General features: G+C 40.5%; 18 protein-coding genes and 1 pseudogene. 11 read left to right on the top strand and 8 right to left on the bottom strand.

The features are described 5' to 3' along the window. Positions 1 to 65 precede the first annotated feature (65 nt). The 5 genes from G3R48_RS10035 to G3R48_RS10015 form a co-directional block, all read right to left on the bottom strand. Positions 66 to 470 carry a copper-binding protein gene (locus G3R48_RS10035; RefSeq protein WP_153662915.1) on the bottom strand — a complete coding sequence of 135 codons (405 nt, stop codon included), beginning with the start codon at positions 468 to 470 and terminating at the stop codon, positions 66 to 68. Between the two features lie 64 nt (positions 471 to 534). Continuing rightward, complete coding sequence (locus tag G3R48_RS10030) at positions 535 to 1,971, bottom strand: efflux RND transporter periplasmic adaptor subunit (RefSeq protein ID WP_153662913.1); 1,437 nt, start codon at positions 1,969 to 1,971, stop codon at positions 535 to 537. An 11-nt stretch (positions 1,972 to 1,982) separates the two neighbouring features. Next, positions 1,983 to 3,254 carry a TolC family protein gene (locus G3R48_RS10025; RefSeq protein ID WP_153662911.1) on the bottom strand — a complete coding sequence of 424 codons (1,272 nt, stop codon included), beginning with the start codon at positions 3,252 to 3,254 and terminating at the stop codon, positions 1,983 to 1,985. 175 nt (positions 3,255 to 3,429) lie between these two features. After that, the gene (locus G3R48_RS10020) at positions 3,430 to 3,900 is read right to left on the bottom strand and encodes a DUF2057 family protein (protein ID WP_153662909.1); all 471 of its coding nucleotides are present in this window, start codon (positions 3,898 to 3,900) and stop codon (positions 3,430 to 3,432) included. Between the two features lie 171 nt (positions 3,901 to 4,071). Next, positions 4,072 to 4,485: a hypothetical protein gene (locus tag G3R48_RS10015; protein WP_153662907.1), complete on the bottom strand. Its 414-nt coding sequence runs from the start codon at positions 4,483 to 4,485 to the stop codon at positions 4,072 to 4,074. A gap of 764 nt (positions 4,486 to 5,249) precedes the next feature. Between G3R48_RS10015 and G3R48_RS10010 the strand changes: the two genes are divergently transcribed. The 8 genes from G3R48_RS10010 (at position 5,250) to G3R48_RS09975 (ending at position 16,681) form a co-directional block, all read left to right on the top strand. Beyond that, positions 5,250 to 6,404 (top strand): acetyltransferase domain-containing protein, encoded by a 1,155-nt coding sequence (locus tag G3R48_RS10010; RefSeq protein WP_153662905.1) that lies wholly within the window; start codon positions 5,250 to 5,252, stop codon positions 6,402 to 6,404. A 179-nt stretch (positions 6,405 to 6,583) separates the two neighbouring features. Further along, entirely contained in the window at positions 6,584 to 6,853 is a 270-nt protein-coding gene (locus tag G3R48_RS17255) for a recombinase family protein (RefSeq protein ID WP_228497338.1), read from the top strand. Between the two features lie 218 nt (positions 6,854 to 7,071). Further along, positions 7,072 to 7,311 (top strand): HTH-like domain-containing protein, encoded by a 240-nt coding sequence (locus G3R48_RS10000; RefSeq protein ID WP_153662903.1) that lies wholly within the window; start codon positions 7,072 to 7,074, stop codon positions 7,309 to 7,311. A 44-nt stretch (positions 7,312 to 7,355) separates the two neighbouring features. Then, complete coding sequence (locus tag G3R48_RS09995; RefSeq protein WP_153662901.1) at positions 7,356 to 9,833, top strand: type I restriction-modification system subunit M; 2,478 nt, start codon at positions 7,356 to 7,358, stop codon at positions 9,831 to 9,833. Then, complete coding sequence (locus tag G3R48_RS09990) at positions 9,830 to 11,191, top strand: restriction endonuclease subunit S (protein WP_153662899.1); 1,362 nt, start codon at positions 9,830 to 9,832, stop codon at positions 11,189 to 11,191. Before G3R48_RS09995 ends, G3R48_RS09990 begins: the two co-directional genes overlap by 4 nt. Next, positions 11,181 to 12,650 carry an ATP-binding protein gene (locus G3R48_RS09985; RefSeq protein ID WP_153662897.1) on the top strand — a complete coding sequence of 490 codons (1,470 nt, stop codon included), beginning with the start codon at positions 11,181 to 11,183 and terminating at the stop codon, positions 12,648 to 12,650. The genes G3R48_RS09990 and G3R48_RS09985 overlap by 11 nt, the downstream gene beginning before the upstream one ends. Positions 12,651 to 12,800: 150 nt before the next feature. Next, entirely contained in the window at positions 12,801 to 15,950 is a 3,150-nt protein-coding gene (locus tag G3R48_RS09980) for a type I restriction endonuclease subunit R (protein ID WP_153662895.1), read from the top strand. Continuing rightward, positions 15,950 to 16,681 carry a M48 family metallopeptidase gene (locus G3R48_RS09975; protein ID WP_153662893.1) on the top strand — a complete coding sequence of 244 codons (732 nt, stop codon included), beginning with the start codon at positions 15,950 to 15,952 and terminating at the stop codon, positions 16,679 to 16,681. The genes G3R48_RS09980 and G3R48_RS09975 overlap by 1 nt, the downstream gene beginning before the upstream one ends. Before the next feature lie 165 nt (positions 16,682 to 16,846). On the opposite strand, the pseudogene G3R48_RS17250 reads toward G3R48_RS09975, so the two are convergent. Next, positions 16,847 to 17,047 (bottom strand): annotated as a pseudogene (locus G3R48_RS17250) (integrase); the annotation flags it as partial. A 482-nt stretch (positions 17,048 to 17,529) separates the two neighbouring features. Then, entirely contained in the window at positions 17,530 to 18,153 is a 624-nt protein-coding gene (locus G3R48_RS09970) for a hypothetical protein (protein ID WP_153662891.1), read from the bottom strand. A gap of 164 nt (positions 18,154 to 18,317) precedes the next feature. Between G3R48_RS09970 and G3R48_RS09965 the strand changes: the two genes are divergently transcribed. Together G3R48_RS09965 and G3R48_RS09960 are read left to right on the top strand one after the other, a co-directional pair. Beyond that, complete coding sequence (locus tag G3R48_RS09965; RefSeq protein WP_153662889.1) at positions 18,318 to 19,688, top strand: hypothetical protein; 1,371 nt, start codon at positions 18,318 to 18,320, stop codon at positions 19,686 to 19,688. Positions 19,689 to 19,929: 241 nt separating this feature from the next. Beyond that, entirely contained in the window at positions 19,930 to 20,595 is a 666-nt protein-coding gene (locus G3R48_RS09960; RefSeq protein ID WP_153662887.1) for an inovirus Gp2 family protein, read from the top strand. A gap of 509 nt (positions 20,596 to 21,104) precedes the next feature. Here the strand turns inward: G3R48_RS09960 and G3R48_RS09955 are convergent. Further along, a complete protein-coding gene (locus tag G3R48_RS09955) occupies positions 21,105 to 21,296 on the bottom strand; it encodes a hypothetical protein (protein ID WP_153662885.1) in 192 nt (63 codons plus the stop codon). Positions 21,297 to 21,492: 196 nt separating this feature from the next. Here G3R48_RS09955 and G3R48_RS09950 point away from each other — a divergent pair, with 196 nt between their 5' ends. Further along, the gene (locus tag G3R48_RS09950) at positions 21,493 to 21,738 is read left to right on the top strand and encodes a helix-turn-helix domain-containing protein (RefSeq protein WP_323741252.1); all 246 of its coding nucleotides are present in this window, start codon (positions 21,493 to 21,495) and stop codon (positions 21,736 to 21,738) included. The last annotated feature ends 93 nt before the right edge of the window (positions 21,739 to 21,831 follow it).

Genomic DNA, 21,831 nt, shown 5'->3' with positions numbered 1-21,831 from the left:
TCAAGAAGGCTTACCGTGGCACAAATTAAGCTGAAAATATCAGTGTCACGGTAACAAGCTAATGGCTAGTTAGCGGGTGTCATCGAAATAATTGTGACGTTATTGTTGGCGTCTTTAGTGATGGTGAAATCAATGCTATTGCTCACGCTAAATGCATTGAGGTCAATCGATGTTGCGACATCAAATGGCATTGTCATGGCGGGTTCTTGCCATTTTTTAATCGCTTGATGCTTAATCACAACGCTGTGGTGAGCGGCGTCAATACTTACTAATACGCCATGTGCTTTTGCATGTTTAACCGTTGTTTGGGGTTGAGTCATATTCATATTGCTCATGTTCATGTGCTGTTGCTCTGCGGCCATCGAACTACTTGATATCATCAATGCCAATGCACTGCTGGTAACTAAAGCGATGCTGGTGACATAAGTGCTAAAACGTTTGTGGTTAACACAATGAGTACGGGTATTCATTTTTGGATCCTTCTAGGTTGTAATGCGCTGTTATTAACGCGTTATTGGGTAATAAAAATTGAATTTATTGAGTTGTACCTTGGGTGCGTAGCCGACCCGCGTCGAGATTTGACTCTGAATCAATGAGAAATTGGCCAGAGGTGACTAAGGTGTCGCCGCTATTAATGCCGTTGCTGACCACAACTTGTTTGTTGTTGGCGGCGACAACATTTACAGCAACACTCTGAAAGTGCTGTGGATCAGTTTGTAAAATGACATGTTGCGCACCTACACGTTTAATAAGTGCTGCCCGTGGTACGATGATCCCCGTGGCAGACTTGCCTGCATGAATGTGTATATTGGCGAACATGCCTGGTTTTAAAATATGCTTTGGATTCGGGATTTCAATGCGTACTTTTAGCGTACGAGTTTGGGGATTTAAAAACGGATAAACGTAACTCACTTTGGCTGGGAACTGGTTTGTAAATGTACTGTTGCTTAATGAATCTACTGTTACCGTTACATTTTGTTGTTGCTTAACTAGCGCCGATTGTTGGCTATATACCTCGGCATCAACCCAGACCGTATCTAACCCTGAGATAGTTAATAAATCAGTGTCGGGTTTAATGTACATACCGTTACGGATATTAAGTTTGGCAATGACACCAGTTTGGGCGGCTAACATTTTGACTTTAATTTGAGGCTGGCGAGTTTTGGCAAGTTGGGTAATTTGACTCGCAGCCATGCCCATTAAGTGTAACTTTTGCTTGGCGGCAGTAATCATGGTGGGTTGTTGCAAGTTGAGGCTACTAACAAATTCTTGTTGCGCGCTCAGTAAATCGGGTGAATATAACGAAAAGAGCACTTGGCCTTGTGTGACGTTGTCACCAACCGCATTGGCCTGGAGGTTTTCTATCCAGCCTGCAACACGTGGGTGAATACGAGAAATTAAGTTGGCATTAAAGTCGATATTACCGAAAGTATTTACCTGTAACTCAAGCTGACCTTGTTTAACAATTTGAGTTTGTAGCGCAAATGCATTTTGAAATCGAGCAGCAATTTTCACATCGCCTTGATGCTGTTGTATTGAAGCGGTGTCATTGTCGGCATATACCGGCACTAATGCCATGCCCATCGGTGATTTACCCGGTTTGTCTCGTTTATATTTCGGGTCCATTGGCGCAACCCAATATAAAATTTCACGCTTAACTTGGGTAGTGCTTACTTGAGCACTCGGTGCGGTGTTAATGTCGGCATATACAGGCACTAATGCCATGCCCATAGGTGACTTACCTGGTTTGTCACGTTTATATTTGGGGTCCATTGGCGCAACCCAATATAAAATTTCACGCTTAGCTTGGGCTGTGTCAGTGGTATTAATCGTGGCTGATGAACTTGGATCGGTCGCTGCGTGGTTTGATGATGGCTGTTGATTCATCGATTGGTCTATATGCGCCGCACTATAACCGAGAATGATGCCCACGATAGAGAATAATAAAGTAAATAACTTATTAGGTTTCATGAAGATATCCCTTATTTTATATTAAAATATTGAAGGTGAGCCAAGGCGATATACAACGCAGCTTGGGCATCTGAAAATTGGTTGTTTAAGTTGAGTAAATCCATTTGGCTTTTGATTAACTGCTGGTAACTGGCATTGCCAGTAAGATAATTTTGCTTGATCAGTGCCGTTGCCTGTTGTGCTGTGGGTAATATGGTTTGGGTATATTGCTGCAGTTGCTGTTGTTGTAATTCAACAGCTTGTTGCGCTTGTACCCAACGTGCTGTTAATCCTCGTAATGCGTCTTGGAGTTGATTTCGCTGCATCACCACGCCACTTTTGGCTGCCAATAAGCCTTGATCTTGTCTATTGCTAGTAAATAACGGCACGCTCATCGACACGCCAACAGATAATGTGTCACTACGTGGGGCATTATTGGATGCGTCTTGTCGGTGGCCGTATCCAACATTAAGCGCCCATTGGGGGTGATATTTTTGCTTGGCAATATTGACGATATCTTTTGCACTGGCCAATAAGGCTTGTTGTTGCTGAATTTCTGGGTGAGCACGTAAGCGTTGAGCTTGTTGAGTCCAATTCCAGTGGGTTTGCGGTTTAAATGTCCAATCTGGATAACTTAGCGCTAAGGGTCTATATGCGGCGTTGCCTATCCAATTTGCAAGTGATGACACGGCTGTACTTTGCTGCAATTTAAGTGCAGTTAAGGCATTACTTATTTGGGCGCTGTATATTTCAATTTGAAAAATGACATTTTGATTGGCTTTATTAACGGTTAAATTCGTTAGCATTTGTTTTTTTAGCTGATGGTTTTTAGTTAATAATTGCTTGGTTTGACTAATTTTTTTGTTGATATTCGTTAACTGCAGCCAAAGGGTTTTTAGGTTTTGTTGGCGCTGTTTTTCACGAATGCCGAGTGAAAATTGTTTGCTGTCAGCTTGGTTTAACAGTTGTTGTTTTTGGTAATGCAGACTATCTCCCGCATTGAATTTTTGGCTAAAACCAAGCTTTAACTGCGTCATTGCCTCTTGTTTGAGGGACATTGAATCGGTGGGAAGGTTTTGAAGATTAAGTGACACAACCGGGTCGGCTAACGCACCTGCTTTTGTGGCATTCGACTTAATTTGGGTTACCTGTGCACTGATGGACTGCTGCTGATAATCTTGCTTCGCAGCAATGTTTAATACCTCCGAGAGTGATAAAGGGTGATTATCTATCGGAGATAGTGCTTGGGCATAAGCCGATGAATAACAGGCCATTGATATAATGAAAATTATATTTTTAATCATGGAATTACTCTCGAATAATTATTAAATAATTTAATTGAACTTATTGCTTAACAGCTTTTAAATAACAAGCCGAGCTCGGACGAAGCTAATTAGTTAACTTCGTCTTTAATTCTGTCTCTGTGGAAATTACCTTGTGATAAATAATAAGTTTTTCACAAGGTAAATTGCCGATTTATTATTTCTTGTATTTGTTAGTAATCGATAACAAGTACTGGTTTAACGTTAATAATTTAATATTTAGTTTTTTTGAAGTCGTGTTAATGGTCACTGATGGTGATGCCAGGTATTGCTTGGCTTGCTCAGCGTTATTAATTGAAGGCATTGATACAACAATGTTTTGTGGTAGCGGTGTCGTGAGTTTTTTGAGTAAAGAGGGGATATCAATATAAAGTGCTGCTGACTTTTGTAGTGGGTGCGCAGTGTCGGCATTATCTTCAAAACGGTCAATATAACGCAGCTGAAGTTGCTGATTTTCGTTTGATAAATGCACCGAATGAACAGGAGTAACGAGTGGTGTTCCGTCGATTGATTCGATAGTAAGAGGGTCGGGAAGGCTAACTGTGATGCTTTCGCTTGGTGTAGCAAAGGCATTAAATGTGCAAGCTAGTGTGAATAAAACGGGGGCAGAGAGATAAAAGTTTTTCATGGTAAAGCTCCAATAACAAACTGAATCTGTAGGATTCAATGAATTGGTGCTAGGTAAAAGATGAATATAGTCACATAGTCATGCACTTTTTACAGCGCATTAGGTATGTTTTATTTCATAAAACCTAACATCAACAATAACTTAAATTATTTGATAGAAATAAAGATAATATTAAGCAAGTTGATGTTTGGGAGGTCGGGATAAGCGAGACTGCTCGGCGGTAAGAGCGGTCCAACCGGCGAGATGAATAACATCACTTTGTGGTGATGATATTGAAGATAATGCGAAAATGTCAATGTTGATGACTGAGGGGAAATGGGCAATGAAATTAATATGCCCCATATTGGCACAAAGTGCAGAACAATTTATCTGTGATGCTGCAATTTTCATATGTTGATGGCATTCAGTCGAGTGTTGTCCCTTTATTGCGTGAGGCATACTCGTTGTCATCGGCATGTTATGCATCATCTGCATTTGACCCATAGCTACAGAATGTAAGAATTTCGGCATCGCCATTGCTGGAGTCAGAATAAACTGTCCCAACAAAGAAAGTAGCAATGTGAAATAAACCATTCTTTTTTTCATTATGTGTCATCAATAATGTAGATGCTTAAATTGTATAAGATAACTAATACTTATGTGTATTAATATTTGTTAATGTTGCGCTTTGATAAACTAATCTCTTTATTTAATGCGTTTTCTTTTTTATTTGAATGGCCAACGTCTTTGGTTGTAATAAAAAACATTTATTAAATATTATTTGGTATTGGTATTGGTATTGGTATTGGTATTAATTAATCCTTTCTTATTAATCATATTTTTTATGGTTTTTGATTTTCCTTGTTTGGCAAACTAACAATTATCTCACCTTTTTACAAAAAATAACTCAGGTTTGCTTACCAACTTAAGGGCAGAGGCTCGTTGTTACCGCTTAACCATCGGGCTGATAGAGGATGGCTTTGTTGTGACAAAACAGTTGCAACATAATGTGTTTATTGTGCTGCAATGGTTGATTTTTATCGTTGTTTATATACAGTGCTCATCACAGAAATCTAAGTATTATTTTTGTAAAATAGCTGATATTAACAATAGCTTATATCGGTTATTTGATTTTTTGTGTAACGCACTTTCTGTTGCTTGTCATCGCGTTTTCTCAATCAAAACAGCACTGAATGTTTGCCATTATGGTCATAATACGCCATTTAAATGTGGTCTTGCTGGTGAGTACCGCTGCCACTGTAGCCTGATTTTAACAATTAATATTAGGCGGATAAGATGGTTACGTTAACATTGAGGCTTGATACTTGCGGCGGTTACGTTACACCTTAGCCATTTTAAGAGAGTTTTTCATGACAATTGAAACCGCCTCCACCATAAAAAAGCGTATCGACAGCATTGATATCATGCGTGGGATAGTCATGTTGATTATGCTACTTGATCATGTTCGGGAGCGATTTTTTTATCAGCAGCAAGTTACAGATCCTATGAACTTAGATGCAACCAGCACTGAGTTATTCTTCACACGTTTTGCTGCTCACTTTTGTGCGCCTGCGTTTGTGTTTTTAACTGGGTTATCGGCATGGCTTTACCGTCATCCGGCCTTTGGCGAACAACGTTGTGCGCGCACATTTTTAATTAAACGTGGGCTATTTTTAATTGCTTTAGAGTGCACGGTAATTACATTCCAGTGGATGGGTAATTATCAAATGATTTGGCTACAGGTGATATGGGCAATTGGTATCAGCATGTTAGCGTTAGCCATGGTGATTAACTTGCCAAGAGCATGGTTGATAGCCATTGGTTTAACCATTGTATTTGGTCATAACCTTTTAACGCCTATTAACTTTTCCCCTGATGAATGGGGTTACACTTTGTGGGCCATATTGCATGATCGCGGCACCATTTTAACAACGGATGTTATCGGTATACGGGCAAGTTATCCCGTTCTGCCATGGATTGGGTTAATTATCTTGGGTTATTGCTTAGGCCCTATATACAGTGCTCATTTTGCCGCTGACAAGCGTCATCAGTGGTTACTGGCTTTAGGTGTGGGCTGTTTAGCGATATTGGCTGTGCTACGCGGCTTTAATCTTTATGGTGAAACACTTGATTGGCAGCAAGGCGACACCTTGGTGATGACCGTAAAATCCATTCTAAACTTCACTAAGTATCCACCTTCTTTAGCCTTTTTATTGTCGACCATTGGTATTACCTTGCTGTGTTTGCGGGTGATGGAAAATATTCACCCACGTATTGGTAATGTGTTATCAACTATCGGCTCTGCACCTATGTTCTTCTACATTGTGCACCTGTATTTATTGCTAGTGATGTATAAGTTTGCAGTGAATGTCATTGGCCCTAATCAGGGCGAGCTCTTTGGCTTTGATCATATTGGTTATATTTGGACAATGGCTGCAGTGTTAGCGGTATTATTGTATTTTCCAACCAAACGATTTAGCCAATATAAACACCAAAGCAATAAGCCTTGGTTGAAGTATTTATAGTTGTCATTAAAGGTAAGTGATACCTCATTATCACTTACTGTTGCGTTTCTACAACTGAGCAAACCACCGAGAATCAGATTATTGCTATCAGGAAAAAAGGCTATGAGGTGAATGATTCTAGAGTTATCAGTGAAACAGTTTCTGGTTCAGTTGAAGCTATGAAACGCTAAAAGTTTAAAATGCTAATCAATCACCAGCTGGAACGTGGTGATATTCTGGTGGTATTAAAGCTAGACCGCTTAGGCCGAGATAACATAGACGTACAAAACACCATTAACCTGCTTACAGAAAAAGGCATCAAAGTCGTTTGCCTTGATCTCCCCGTAGCAGATCTTTCAAGTGCTGAGGGTAAACTGATGCTGCAGATGTTCTCAGCCTTTGCTGAGTTCGAGCTAAGGCCGAAGGCCAAAAGCTTGGTAGACCAGCAGCGCACAACACAACAGCCTTAGTACAAGCTCAAAAAGCCAAAGGGTTACCTCAATCTAAAGCAGCTGAAGTACTAGATTTTGGGATCGCTACGGTTAAGAGGCATTGGAATAAATAAAACCCTTATATTCACATATGAGCATTGAAGCTCATTTATTGATTGTGATCAACACTGATTTTAGCTAATTTATATAAATTAGCTAAAAGTGTGTGACTATATGCAAACCAAAGGCACAATAACATGACCGAACAAGCCATTTTCGACAGCATTAAGCAAGCCTTAAATGATGCTCCTCGCAATCAATACACCGCAGAAATGCACCTACAAATGATCAAGTATGCGGATGACCTAAAAAACATCACAGCTAAAGAGTTCTGTGAAGGCGTAGGCTTAAAAAGTAGCTTCGGGACTGAATTCTCAAAAATGCGCAACCTAACCGCTCGCTTAAAAGCGGCTGGCTTAAACACAACACAATTATAACTGCCCAATTATCATCAAGTTTTTAAACTAAGGTTTCTCAAGTAATGGCCATTAAAAAAACAGAACTCTATTCATCTCTTTGGGCAAGCTGTGACGAACTGCGCGGTGGTATGGATGCCAGCCAGTACAAAGATTACGTACTGACCATGTTGTTTATGAAGTACGTATCAGACAAATACAAAGGCGACCCTTTCGGCATGATTGTGGTGCCAACAGGTACCAGCTTCGATGATTTGATTACGCTTAAAAATGATAAAGAAATTGGCGACAAAATTAACAAAATTATCGCAGCCCTTGCCGAAGAGAATGACTTAAAAGGTGTGATAGACGTAGCCGACTTTAACGATGAAGATAAGCTTGGCAAAGGCAAAGAGATGGTTGACCGTCTTACTAAGTTGGTGGGTATTTTCCAAGGCTTAGACTTGTCAGATAATCGCGCCGATGGTGATGATCTACTAGGTGATGCTTATGAATATCTAATGCGTCACTTTGCGACAGAATCGGGTAAATCTAAGGGGCAGTTCTATACGCCTTCAGAAGTATCTCAAATTCTAGCTAAAGTGGTAGGTATCACCAAAGACACCCCGCAAGATGCGACAGTGTATGACCCGACTTGTGGTTCAGGCTCTCTATTATTAAAAGCCAGTAATGAAGCTCCGCGCGGTTTATCTATCTTTGGCCAAGAGATGGACAATGCCACCAGTGCATTGGCACGCATGAACATGATTTTGCATAACAATGCGACGGCTAAAATCTGGAAAGGTAACACCCTTGCTGACCCGCAATGGAAAGACGCCGCAGACAAGTTGAAAACATTCGACTTTTCAGTAGCCAACCCTCCGTTTTCTAATAAAAACTGGACCAGTGGCCTAAACCCAAAAGACGATCTGTTTAAGCGCTTTGTTTGGGGTACTCCACCAGAAAAAAATGGCGATTACACTTTCTTGCTGCATATCCTTACCAGTCTAAAAAGTACAGGTAAAGGTGCGGTGATCTTGCCGCATGGGGTGTTATTCCGTGGTAATGCTGAATCTGATATTCGTAAAAATCTAATCAAGCAAGGCTACATAAAAGGCATTATTGGTTTACCTGCTAACCTGTTCTACGGTACGGGTATTCCTGCTTGTATTATTGTTATCGATAAAGAACACGCGCAAAAAGCAGTCGCAGAGTCAGAGGGTACGATGCAAGGTCGCTCAATCTTTATGATTGATGCTAGTAAGGGCTTTATTAAAGATGGTAATAAAAACCGCCTACGAAGCCAAGACATTCACAAAATCGTAGGTGTGTTTAATAAGGGGTTAGAGCTAGAGCGTTTTAGCCGCTTAGTTAGCGTTGATGAAATCGCTAAAAATGACTACAACCTTAATATCCCTCGTTATATCGACTCAAGTGAACCAGAAGATCTACACGATTTAAGTGCCCACCTACAGGGTGGTATCCCAAATAAAGATATCGATGCCCTTGAGCATTTCTGGCAAGTGTTCCCAAATATTCGAGCCACTTTGTTCGGTGCAAAACAAGGTCAAGCAGTGCGAGAAGGCTATAGCCATGGCTTAGTAGAAGCGAGCAAGGTCAAAAGTAGTATTCTAGCTCATCAAGAATTTAAGGACTTCGCCAAGCGCAGCTTGTTGCCGTTTAAAGCATGGATTAAACAGGTTGCTTTAACGGAGATCTCCCAAGGTGATAGCCCTAAAGAGCTGATCCATGAAATTTCAGAGCAACTACTAACAGGTTACGCCAACAGCGAACTGCTAAGTAAATACGATATTTACCAAATCCTCATGGATTACTGGGCTGATACATTGCAAGACGATGTTTATGTGCTGGTACAAGATGACTGGATCGCGGGCAAAGTACTGCGTGAGCTGGTGGCTGTTAAAGGCGAGACTTCTAGTAACAAGAGTAAAGAAACGCCAGATTTAGTGATTGCTAAGAAAAAATACAAAGCTGAACTGCTCCCGCCAAGCCTCATCGTGGCGCGTTACTTTGCCGATAAGCAGCAGGCCATTGACGAGCTACAAGCCAAGCAAGATGCAGCCACTCAAGCACTGGAAAGCTATCTTGAAGAGCAAGGGGGCGAGGACGGTTTATTGGTTGAGGCTATTAATGATAAAGACAAAATTACAAAAGCTAGCGTAACTGCAAGAACTAAGCTCGCAACCGATAGCGAGGAGCTCTTAGTTCTGAAGCAAGCGACTAAGCTGTTTAATGGCGATGCTACCGCTAAGAAGGCGGTTAAAACTGCGCAAGAAGCCTTAGATTTAGCTGTCTTCAACCAATACCCGAAACTGAGCATTGATGAAATAAAAAGCCTGATAGTTGATGATAAATGGTTAACCACCTTACAAACTAATATCGTTGCTGAAATTGAGCGCGTAACCCAGCAAATGGCTAATCGTGTAAAACAGTTGGAAGAGCGTTACAGCGCGCCACTGCCAACACTCACCAAATCGGTTGATGACTTGAGCGATAAAGTCGCAAATCACCTGAAAGCCATGGGTTTGGAGTGGACGCTATGAGTCAAGCTACCAAGCAAGTGATACCTGATGATTGGGATGTTGAAAATATATCTTCTATTGCAAGTAAAGTTACAGATGGAACACATGATACTCCTAGGCCTGTGAAAGAAGGCGTACCGTTTTTCACTGCAATTCATATCAAAGAGAATAGTATTGATTACGGCTCATGTTACTACTTACCTCAAAAAATACATGATGAAATTTATAAGCGCTGCAACCCTGAATTAGGTGATGTTTTAATGGTTAACATAGGAGCAGGCACTGCAACTACTGCTTTGGTAACTGTAAATTATCATTTTAGTCTAAAAAATGTGGCCCTTATCAAACCAAATGACCAAAAGTTAGATGGTCGGTATCTAAACCAGTCTTTGATTTTTAAGAGAGAAAGCGTATTAGAAACCTTGTCTTCTGGAGGTGCTCAACCTTTTCTCTCTCTTACACAGATAGGGCAGATCAAGGTTCCAGTTCCACAATTACAAGAACAAATAGCCATCGCGAATGCTTTGTCAGACGTAGACGCATTACTCGGTGAGTTAGACAAACTCATCGCCAAAAAACAAGCGATAAAAACCGCCACCATGCAGCAACTACTGACAGGCAAGACTCGTTTGCCACAGTTTGCGACTTACACTGATGGCGACAAGCAAGGGCAAACTAAAGGTACTCAACCAAGTGAACTAGGTGAAACCCCTGAGGATTGGGAGGTTAAAACTTATGGTGAGATATTTACATTTTTGACGACAGCAACAAATTCGCGTAGCGATTTATCTGAATCAGGAAAGGTTGGTTATATCCATTATGGTGATATACATACAAAGTGGGATAATCTCTTAAATGTTTCAAAAGCGAATATCCCACATATAAGCCAAGACAAAATAACTTCCGCCATATTGTTAAAGGAAGGTGATGTCATTATGGCTGACGCATCTGAAGATTATGATGGTATTGGTAAAAGTATTGAAGTGCTTAACTTGAGTGAAAAAAAAATCATTTCAGGTTTACATACTTTTTTGTTAAGAGATAAAAATGATGTCTTCGCGAATGGTTTTAAAGGCTATTTACACACAATAGTAGCTGTAAAAGCAATATTTGATCGACTGGCAACCGGGCTAAAAGTTTATGGCCTTTCTAAGGCTAATTTAAAAGACGTGCCATTACCTGTTCCTCCAAAAGAAGAACAAACTGCCATTGCTACCATCCTCTCCGATATGGACGAGGAAATTCAGGCGCTACAGCAACGCCTATCTAAAACTCGTCAAATTAAACAAGGTATGATGCAAGAACTGCTTACAGGTAAAACCCGCTTGCCGTTTGATAAGGTTGATACGAAATCGCAAGGAGAGCCGCATGCCGACTGAGCAAAGCCTAGCGCAACTACAAGCGCTACTGCGTGAGCTGTGCCATCTTCCAAACGAAACCGAGTGGGTGGAGTTTAAACATAACAATGCTGATGCGCCGATGGTGGGTGAGTATATCTCCGCTTTGGCCAATTCGGCAGCCTTGCTCGGTAAGCAGTCTGCTTACATTGTTTGGGGAGTGGATGATAAGACTCAAGAAGTAATTGGTACGGACTTTAAACCAGCTAGCGCGCGTCATAAGCAGCAAGAATTAGAAAGCTGGTTGCTGCAAAAAACCGCCCCTAAAATCCATTTTCAGTTTTATACGTTCGAAAGCGCCAATGAAAAACCTGTAGTGATTTTAGAAATACAAGCCGCAAGCCATACCCCAGTGCAATTTGATGGCACCGAGTACATTCGCGTGGGGTCGTACAAAAAGAAACTGCGAGAGTTTGCTGAGAAAGAGCGCGAGTTATGGCGTGTATTTGACAAAGTACCTTTTGAACAGCAAGCGGCTACCGAAAACAGCAGCGCAGAGGAAGTGTTACAACTGCTCGACTACCCTGCTTATTTTGAATTAACTGGTCAGCCATTGCCGGAAGGACGCGATGGTATTTTAGCCGCTTTGCAAGCAGATCGGCTGATCAGTAAAACCGACAGTGGCCATTGGAGCATTGCTAATATTGGGGCGATTTTGTTTGCTAAAAAGCTGCAAAGTTTTCAGCATCTTGGCCGAAAAGCTATGCGTCTTATTCAATACAAAGGAAACAGTCGTGTTGAAACAATTCGTGAGCTAGAAGGTAACAAGGGCTATGCAGTTGGCTTTGAGGCTTTGATAGATCGGATAAAAACATTACTCCCAGCCAACGAAGAGATTGGCAAGGCATTTCGCAAAGAGGTGCCAATGTATCCAGAGTTGGCGATTCGTGAGCTGGTGGCTAATGCCATTATTCATCAAGATTTTTCTATAACGGGTACTGGTCCCATGATAGAGCTGTTTGATACCCGGATGGAGATAACTAATCCGGGAATACCACTGGTGGATACTGATCGGTTTATTGATACTCCACCACAAAGCCGCAATGAAATGCTGGCCTCGTTTATGCGCCGTATCAACGTGTGTGAAGAGCGTGGTACAGGTATTGATAAAGTTATATTCCAAACCGAGTTGTATCAATTGCCCGCCCCCATTTTTGAAGTTACTGACAGGCATACACGCACAGTGTTATTTGGTCATAAGCCATTTGCAGAGATGGATAAGGAAGATCGTATTCGCGCTTGTTATCAGCATTGCTGTTTACGTTACGTGAGCCGTGAGCACATGAACAACGCTTCATTGAGAGAGCGCTTTGGTATCGAGACCAAAAACAGCGCCACAGTGAGTCGAGTGATTAAAGATGCAGTAAGTAGCGGGCTGGTAAAGCCATATGATCCTGAAGCCGGGGCAAAAGCGATGCGTTATGTGCCTCACTGGAGCTGATTTGCTTGATCGTTGCTTGATAAAATAGCAAAAACTTCTCGATTACCCGCTTGATTTTTATTTAAGTGCTTGATTTATATTGCTGTAATTTGCTTGATCGTTGCTTGATAGCTATTTGCTAGAAAGGGTTTGATAGAAAGGAATTAATGGATGAGTACTGTAGGCCAAAAAGAGCGTGCAACCCAAAATCGCGTGATTCGATTTTTTCGGGACCAGTTAAAGTATGACTACCTAGGTAACTGGGAGTACCGCGAAGGTAATCGCAACGTTGAGACTAATCTGCTAAGCAATTGGTTAAAAAAGCGTGGCATACCTGAAGCATTGATTGCACGTACTTTACGAAAGTTGGATATGGCCGCAGCACTTGGTGAAGGCAAAAAGCTTTACGACGCCAATAAAGAAGTCTATCGGTTACTGCGTTATGGCGTAAAAGAGAAAGAAGGCGCAGGTGAACTAAACCAGACCGTATGGCTAATTGACTGGGAAAACATCGAAGCGAATGACTTTGCCATAGCAGAAGAGGTGACAGTAAAAGGCGAGCATAAAAAACGACCTGACATTGTACTGTATGTAAATGGTATTGCCTTGGGGGTTATTGAGCTTAAGCGTTCGTCTGTATCTGTGAGTGAAGGTATTCGTCAAAACCTCGATAACCAAAAAAAATCCTTCATTCGTAATTTCTTTACCAGCATGCAGCTAGTCATGGCAGGTAACGACACTCAAGGCATTCGTTATGGCACCATCGAAACCACAGAGAAGTACTATCTAGAATGGAAAGAACCAAGTAGTGATACCGCTCTACCACGCTCTGATATTACGGCTGATACCATCTTAGATACTCATCTGGCACAACTTTGTGATAAGAAGCGCTTCTTACAGCTAATCCATGATTTTATTGTGTTTGATGCTGGGGTTAAAAAAACTTGCCGCCATAATCAGTTCTTTGGAGTTCAAGCCGCTAAAAAGCATGTGAAATCTCACTCAGCCAACAAGCAAGGTGGGATCATTTGGCACACCCAAGGTTCAGGCAAAAGCTTAACCATGGTGTGGTTGGCTAAATGGATTAGAGAGAACGTGAGTGACTCACGGGTACTCATTGTTACTGACCGCACTGAGCTTGATGAACAGATTGAGACGGTATTCTCCGGCGTTGATGAAGAAATCTATCGTACTAAAAGTGGCCGTGATCTCATTGCCACCTTAGGTGAGCCGAATCCATGGCTGCTGTGCTCGTTAGTACATAAGTTTGGTCGTAATGGTGAAGACGATAATGAAGAGAGTGAGGAAGCTACGGCTGAATATATTGAATCACTATCTAGTAGTGTGATGAGTAACTTTACCGCCCAAGGTAAGTTGTTTGTGTTTGTGGATGAATGCCACAGAACCCAGTCAGGCAAGCTGCATAGCGCAATGAAGGCCATCCTCCCTGACGCTATGTTTATTGGCTTTACTGGTACGCCACTGATGAAGAAGGACAAGAAAAAGTCCTTAGAGGTGTTTGGCCCTTATATTCACACCTACAAATTCAATGAAGCGGTAGAAGATGGTGTGGTACTCGATTTACGTTATGAAGCGCGTGATATTGATCAGCATTTAACGTCACAAAAGAAAGTCGACCAATGGTTTGAAGCTAAGACTAAAGGTATCTCTAATCTTGCGAGGATGCAGCTTAAACAGAAGTGGGGCACCATGCAGAAGGTGCTGTCGAGTAAATCTCGCTTAGAACAGATTGTTAGCGATATCTTGATGGATATGGAGTTAAAACCAAGGCTAATGGATGGCCGAGGCAATGCAATGCTGGTGTGTGCCAGTGTGCATCAAGCTTGTGTTGTATATGACTTATTTAGTAAAACTGATTTAGCGGGCAAGTGTGCCATTGTTACCAGCTATCAGCCAGCAGCGGGCTCGATAAAAGGTGAAGAGTCGGGAGAAGGCTTAACCGAGAAACTATTCAAGTATGATACCTACCGGAAAATGTTGGCAGATTATTTTGAACAAAGTGAAGATGATGCAGCAAAACGCGTAGAAGAGTTTGAAAAGTTGGTGAAGAACCGGTTCATCAAGGAACCCGGACAAATGCGTTTGCTTATAGTGGTAGATAAGCTGCTAACGGGTTTTGATGCGCCTTCTGCGACCTACCTTTACATTGATAAGAGCATGGCTGATCACAACCTTTTTCAAGCTATTTGCCGCGTAAACCGTCTTGATGGTGAAGATAAAGAATACGGCTATATTATCGATTATAAAGATTTATTCCGTTCTTTGGATAAAGCGATTAAGGACTACACCGCAGAAGCGTTTGATGGTTACGACCAAGATGATGTCGCAGGTCTGCTTAAAGATCGTCTAGTGCAGTCTCGTGAAGATTTAGACAATGCGTTAGAAATGGTTCGTGCCTTGTGTGAACCTGTAAAAGCGCCGCGTGATACCAAGGATTTTATCCATTACTTTTGTGGAGAGTCAGGTGTTGAACCCTCTGATATCGATGAGCGCTCAGAAAAAGAAGCACTCCGTTTAACCTTGTATCAAGCAGTAGCTAAGCTGTTAAGGGCATACGCCAACTTGGCTAATGAGATGGAGCAAGCGGGTTATTCACCTACTGAAGCCAACAGTATCCGACAAGAAGTTATCTACTTTGAGAAGGTACGTGACGAGGTTAAGTTAGCCAGTGGCGACTTGCTGGAAATGAAGCGCTTTGAACCTGCGATGCGCCATCTTCTGGATATGTACATTCGTGCTGATGATAGTGAATTACTTATGGATTTTGAAGAATTAGGTCTCATTGATTTAGTAGTGAATAACAACGGTGAAGGGTTAGATTCATTACCTAAAGACCTACGCGAGAATGAAGACGCGATGGCTGAGGCTATTGAGAACAATGTGCGTAAAACGATTGTGGATGAAAACCCAATTAACCCGAAATATTACGATCAAATGTCGTCATTGTTAGATGAGATTATTAGACAGCGCCGTGAAAAAGCGCTGAACTATCAAGAATACCTTGAGCAGATCAGAGAGCTGGCTAAAAAAGTGGTAAACCCTAGCGGTAATCGTAGCGCAAGTTATCCTGATTCTGTTGATACGGCAGCTAAGCAATCACTGTATGACAATTTGGGTAATGATGAAGTGCTGACAGCCAAAATTGATACGGCTGTACGCTATACCAAAAAAGCCGATTGGTTAGGTGATCGCTTTAAAGAGCGTGAAATAGCTAACGCTATTCGCGAAGAAACCAAAGGCTATGACGTTGATATTGTGGAAGTGATGGAGCGAGTGAAAGCGCAAAAGGAATATCATTAATGTCGGTAACAGGCAGCGAAGACATTAAAATTGGTGGTATTGAGGTTCAGGTAAATCGTAAAGCGATTAAAAATCTACATTTAAGTGTATTGCCGCCCCAAGGACGTGTGCGTTTGTCAGTACCACACGGTACTGGTGATCAAGCAATCCGTTTGGCCATCATTAATAAGTTAGCTTGGATAAAGCAACAGCAGGCAGATTTTGCTGCCCAGCCTCGCCAATCAAGTCGAGAAATGGTGAGCGGTGAAAGTCATTATCTTTGGGGGAAACGCTATCGACTGAGTATTGTTGATACTGCGGGTAAGCATGCTGTGACAGAAAAAGGCGTAACTAAACTAGAGCTAGCAGTAACAAAAAATACCAGTGTCGATAATCGCCTTAAGTTACTCAATGGTTTTTATCGCAAGCGAATGCAAGAGTCTATCGCTAAGTTACTCCCTCATTGGCAAACGAAGCTAGGTGTTGAATCAAATGATATCGGCATTAAGAAGATGAAGACCAAGTGGGGAAGCTGCAACATACAAGCAAAAAGGTTGTGGCTTAACCTAGAGCTAGCTAAAAAACCACCAGAGTGCATGGAGTACATATTGGTGCATGAGCTAGTCCACTTGATTGAACGCCACCATAACGACCGCTTCAGAGCCATTATGGATAAAAATATGCCTGATTGGCGCGAGCGCAGGAATCTACTCAATAGCTTGCCTTTGGCGTATGAGGACTGGAGTTATTAGCATTAAGCGATAATAATGGGGGAGTCTATTATGCACCAAAACTCTAGGGTGTTAACATGGATATAATTTCCAATTTTAATTTAATCCCAAAGAAAATTAATGATTTAGTCTTGCGTGGGCGGCATGGTGTAAACTGCCCAGATAAACTGACGGTTTACTTACCATTTACCACCTTAAATTGCTTTTGCCTGTCAAAGTAGAGCTGCCCTTTGAAGCTTCTTCAATATAGCTACTCCACCAACACATCATAGGACGGCGGCGCTCTAGATAATCAGTTCGGTTATAAGCACTTCGAACTTGATTGTCATCAACATGGGATAGAGCCGCTTCAATTAAGTCAGCCTCAAAACCTTGTTCATTAAGTGTCGGTCAACTGTGTTGTTCTTTTGGCCATAAATCAAGCTCCCAGTGGTAGTAGTTAATCTTTAGCATTCCAGATATAGAGGAAAATACCTTGGTATACCAGATGGAATACCAAGACTTTGCGCTTCTATGAAACCTCATAAGACCTTATGACACCGTAAGTCATTGATTTTACGTTTTTCAGGCAATAAAAAAGACGTCCTGAGACGTCTTAATTACTTAATTTGGTGGGGCGGCGTCATCTGAATCAAATCTTTATGTATATGTTTATAATGGTTTTTGGTGGGTTTAACTTTTTAATGGGGTACTTATTGGTATACTAATTTTGGGTTTGTATTGGCAATCCTTTACTTTAAACCGCTTCTTTCCTTGTGCTTAACTGAAATTGGCCAATCTATCAATAACAATTTAACCCGCGATAACCTTTAAGAAGGTACTGCCAATGTGTAGAGGTGGTTTGCAACTGTAGTATCAGCTTTATCAGTTTAGGCTTTTTTTATGTTCATTGCATTTTGATATAATGTCTGAAGTTCGCATAGTTCGAGTTTGTCATATTCTTTATCAAGTACAGCTCGTTGTTTTATCGTTTCATAAAACATACTTAGTGTTTCTTGCACCTCTTCTAATGAGGAGTTAGCTGTATTAAGCCTTTGTTTTAAATTATCAATACTCTCTTTTTGCTGAATAACTCTACTGTGTTCGTTTTTAATTTGCTTTTGGGCTTCTAGGTACCTTTCATCTTTAAAAGTACCGTTTAAATTCACTTCAACAAATTTACTTCTAGATAAGTTATATATTTCCCTCTCTTTATCAATGCTATTAATTAAATTCTTATCGATAATTACATTTAACATTTGGGTGCTTTTCTTCTTTTTTCTTGACTTATGTGTTCTATAAGCCCATTTCATTTTATCTGAGAAATACCTTTGTTCTAAAAAAGGAATTAAGCCTGCTAAATAATTAAGTATGCAGTATATATCACCAAGATTATCTACATTGTAACCCTGTTTTTTAACGTAATGTTTTATCCAATTGACCGTATTTTGATCGTTTGAATCAATAAAGTAGAACAAGTCGTGGAAGTGATTATTGCTTGATTGTTTATTCATATGTTGCGAAATCAGGGAGATTGTTTTTTGTACTCTACCAGAATTACTAGTATAATTACTAGTATTATAATTTATGATTTGATTATTAGTGAATAGCCATTTTACGGGCGTTGTAGGCAAGGTTTTAGTGTTCTGGAGGGAATTTGAGGAAACTACTGTACAGTATGGTTGGTGCAAAAACAGATGCTAGATACATTTTATTAAAGTGGTATGTCATATTTGGTCAACGAACCATTGCTCCAAAATTGGAGGAAAGTTGGGAATCAATTGGCTTATCTAAAGCTAGGTTTAATCGTTCATTGCTCTACCTTGTTGAACAAGGGTATGTTCATGACCTAAAACCAGCACATATTTATAACTCAGTTGGTGTGCCTGCTTTTCGCCTAAGCAATGATTCACTTAATTTAATTGGTTCAGATTTAATAGAAGAACCTGTTTGGGGATTATTATATCACTGGCTAATGAAGCCATTGAAAGAGGACGATTCCGCTGAGCAAAGAATGGTAATTCTAGCGAGCATTCTTATTCAAGAGTCCTATGTTGTTTTCGATAAATTAGCTGCGAGATTAGAGAACCTGACAGGATTAAAAAATAACAGGTTAAAAAATGCTGCTAGCAAAGCAGTTAAGCAAGAAGGTATTTCATACTTTGGTGGTGTTAATGTAAGTCGTTTATTCACTAGGCTTCCTTTGATATATAGAGTGGAGGAAATCAGTCAAATGACTTGTTTGGGAGTCGAGCCACGCATCAATATTCCGTTTTTGACTGCAAATATAAATGAATCTATAAACGTTTTTTCTAAAATTAAAAGCAACCCTAGTGAGATTTTTAATGAGTATAAAAGTAGTAAGGTTGATTTAAGTTTGTGTCTTGCGAGTTACTTTTTTTATGAGATTAAATCAAAAGCTAAGCTTTTTAGACAGTTGGAGTTGATTAGCTATTTTATTATCTCTTTGGTATGGAATGATTCAGATGACGAAAATTATCATTTATCTAGAGTCGAAAAGTTATTGAGACAGTTTTTACCTGTTAAGAAATTTAAAACGAATATGATTTCTGTATGTGAATTACAGAGCCTATCTGATAGTAAGTTTAAAAAGCTTATTAAAAATAAGGCGAATTTTGCTCAAGGTGATGACTTTTACGGTGTGTTAGCTGAGACGATTTTGCTTTCACGAAAAGAGTTGAAGCAGCAACTCATGCGTTTTGAAAGTCAATACGAGTCAGTAACACTAAGCATTAAACCGTATACTGGCTATAGCTTGGTGGCTATTGGAGAGCAATGCAATGAAGATATTTCACCAGATAAGCGTTCTGAGAAAGCGGTTGTTAGTTTACAAGTCCTATCTATTGCTAGTCGTGGGCAAAGCCCAATTCCATCTCTTGCCGTACCATTATATGGTGATTATGTTCATGAAGGGGCGATAGCTAAGTTGGAGCGCGTTGATTGTCGTTTCAAAGTAGGGCTAGTGAAGAAACCATTAATATCTCAAAAACATAACTTTCGAGTGTTGAGCTTTTTGTTTTTAGGTTAATTTGCCTTTGTGCGCCTAGCCTTTTTCTCGCGTTTATATTTTTGTGTGTCTGTTTGGTATTATTACTGGTGGTTGGAAGAATTTATTATGGTCGCAATCTAACGAGCCTAGAGATGGCTAAAGCATTGCCGTGATGTCGGTATTTACTTGGTACTGTGTAGTGTAGTGTAGTCATTCAAATAAGTTAAAAAATACGTAAGCCATATAGGTTATGAACAATAATCCATATGGAGTACAAAAAATGAACCCACATCATCCAACAAATCCTAATCTTCAAATTATCAATAACGGCCAATACCAAGGTTTTAGGGTTTACCATGAGCCATTAATCAAGCAGTACTTAGACGCTACCCTAAGAACCATGCAACACGCACTTAATGAGCATCCCCGTACTGTTATGATCAGGTTTGATTTACACTTGCCTGTTATTAATTTTGCTGATTCGCCAACCTTTTACGACTCATCAGTTATTAGCAAGTTTTTCAAATCACTTGATGCAAAAATTAAACATGATAGAGCAGTTAAAGGGCGAGAGGGAAAGCGTGTACATCCTTGCTCGTTACGTTATGTATGGGTAAGAGAATGCGCAGGTGCCGCTACGGACCATTATCATGTCGCAATCTTTCTAAATAATGATGCTTATAGTCATTTGGGGCATTATGCCTACCAAGGAAAAAATTTGAGTACAAGGATTGTCGAAGCTTGGGCCAGTGCCATCGGTATTGAAGAGTTCAGTGCGCAAAGTCTTACTCATTTTCCGGTTAATCCTATGTATTACATTAATAAAAACGCCTCAAACTTCGAAGCAGTAATTGGTGATGCTTTCTATCGTGTCAGTTATTTTGCCAAGTTGGAGACCAAACATTTCGGGGATGGGATTCGTTCTTTTGGCTGTAGTCAGCGTTAATGTGTGAGATTCAGATCGATTCAATCTATTATGATGTTTATGAATCATAGACCTAAGGCGATGCAGTCAACGGCACCAAATAACCTAGAACAGGTTTAATTACTATGTGAAATGTTGCCTACTCAATCCTTGAGCCGTATATCCTTATCTAGAACAGTGCTTTTAAGCTTAATACCCGAGGTAGAATCCTGATGCGTTAGCAGCGTACGTCCAGAACTGCGTGGGTAGGTAAATAATGACCATTCTTAGCGCGACAGTTTAGAATCACTGAAGCATGAGTCATTCGTAACAATGCTAAAGCAATAAGCAATTTGGTGAATTAAATACACCTTAAATTTGTGATAAAACGCTAATAATTATGTGAATTAAATGGAATATTTAGATTGTTTATAAGGCCATAAATTTGCATTCGTATTTTAGCGTTAATCGTCGCGATGGACGGTTTTGTATCGTGGCACTAGCAGACTGGTAATTGGGCCCCTATATACACTAGGGGCCCAATTGAATGTCTAGGTTGCGCTTTTAGCTACATTTTTAATTTTATTAAAAACAGTGATGGAATAACCAATCCCATACATGGCGGCAAATATCCCCCATCCAGCTGAAGCTTCTAGATCGACTTCTGCAAATGCAGAAGCAAGAATGAGGCATAGAGGGAAAAATACCATTCCTATGATTGACATGGTTTTAACGACTGACATCTGTAACTCCTTTAAATGATTATGTTTAAACTTACAATTTGGTCCGAAAGAGGGTGTTTACTTTCTTTGGATGTGAATTTTCAAATCAAAACATCAAAATGACCACTATACAGGCCCAAATGTAATCTTTATAGCGTGGTTTGTCTATCTTTAATCCGTGAGAATTATTTGGTATTAAATTTCCTGAGGTTCTCTAGTGAATGATGACGTGTCAAAGATGGGGATGGCTTTTGGTCGTGCGGTTAAGTTACGCCGTGTTGAACTAGGCTATAACCAAGAGGGGCTTGCTGATAAGGCTAAACTTGCTCGTTCGTTTGTATCAAGCGTTGAACGTGGTGTTGCTAAGGCATCTATAGTGTCTGTGTGGAAACTAGCCCAAGCGCTGAGTTGTAATCCTTCTGATTTATGGATAACTGCCGAGAGGCTTTATGATGCGAGTTGAGGTCTGTTTATGCATTAAGGGTTATTGTTACCAACAATGCAAAAAACATGCTTTAAATAGCCGTTATTATCAACCTAATCAATTTATTTAGTA

It is taken from the genome of Shewanella intestini, assembly GCF_018221465.1.
Taxonomy (GTDB): Bacteria; Pseudomonadota; Gammaproteobacteria; order Enterobacterales; family Shewanellaceae; genus Shewanella; species Shewanella intestini.
This window is presented reverse-complemented; position numbering and strand designations above follow the sequence as displayed.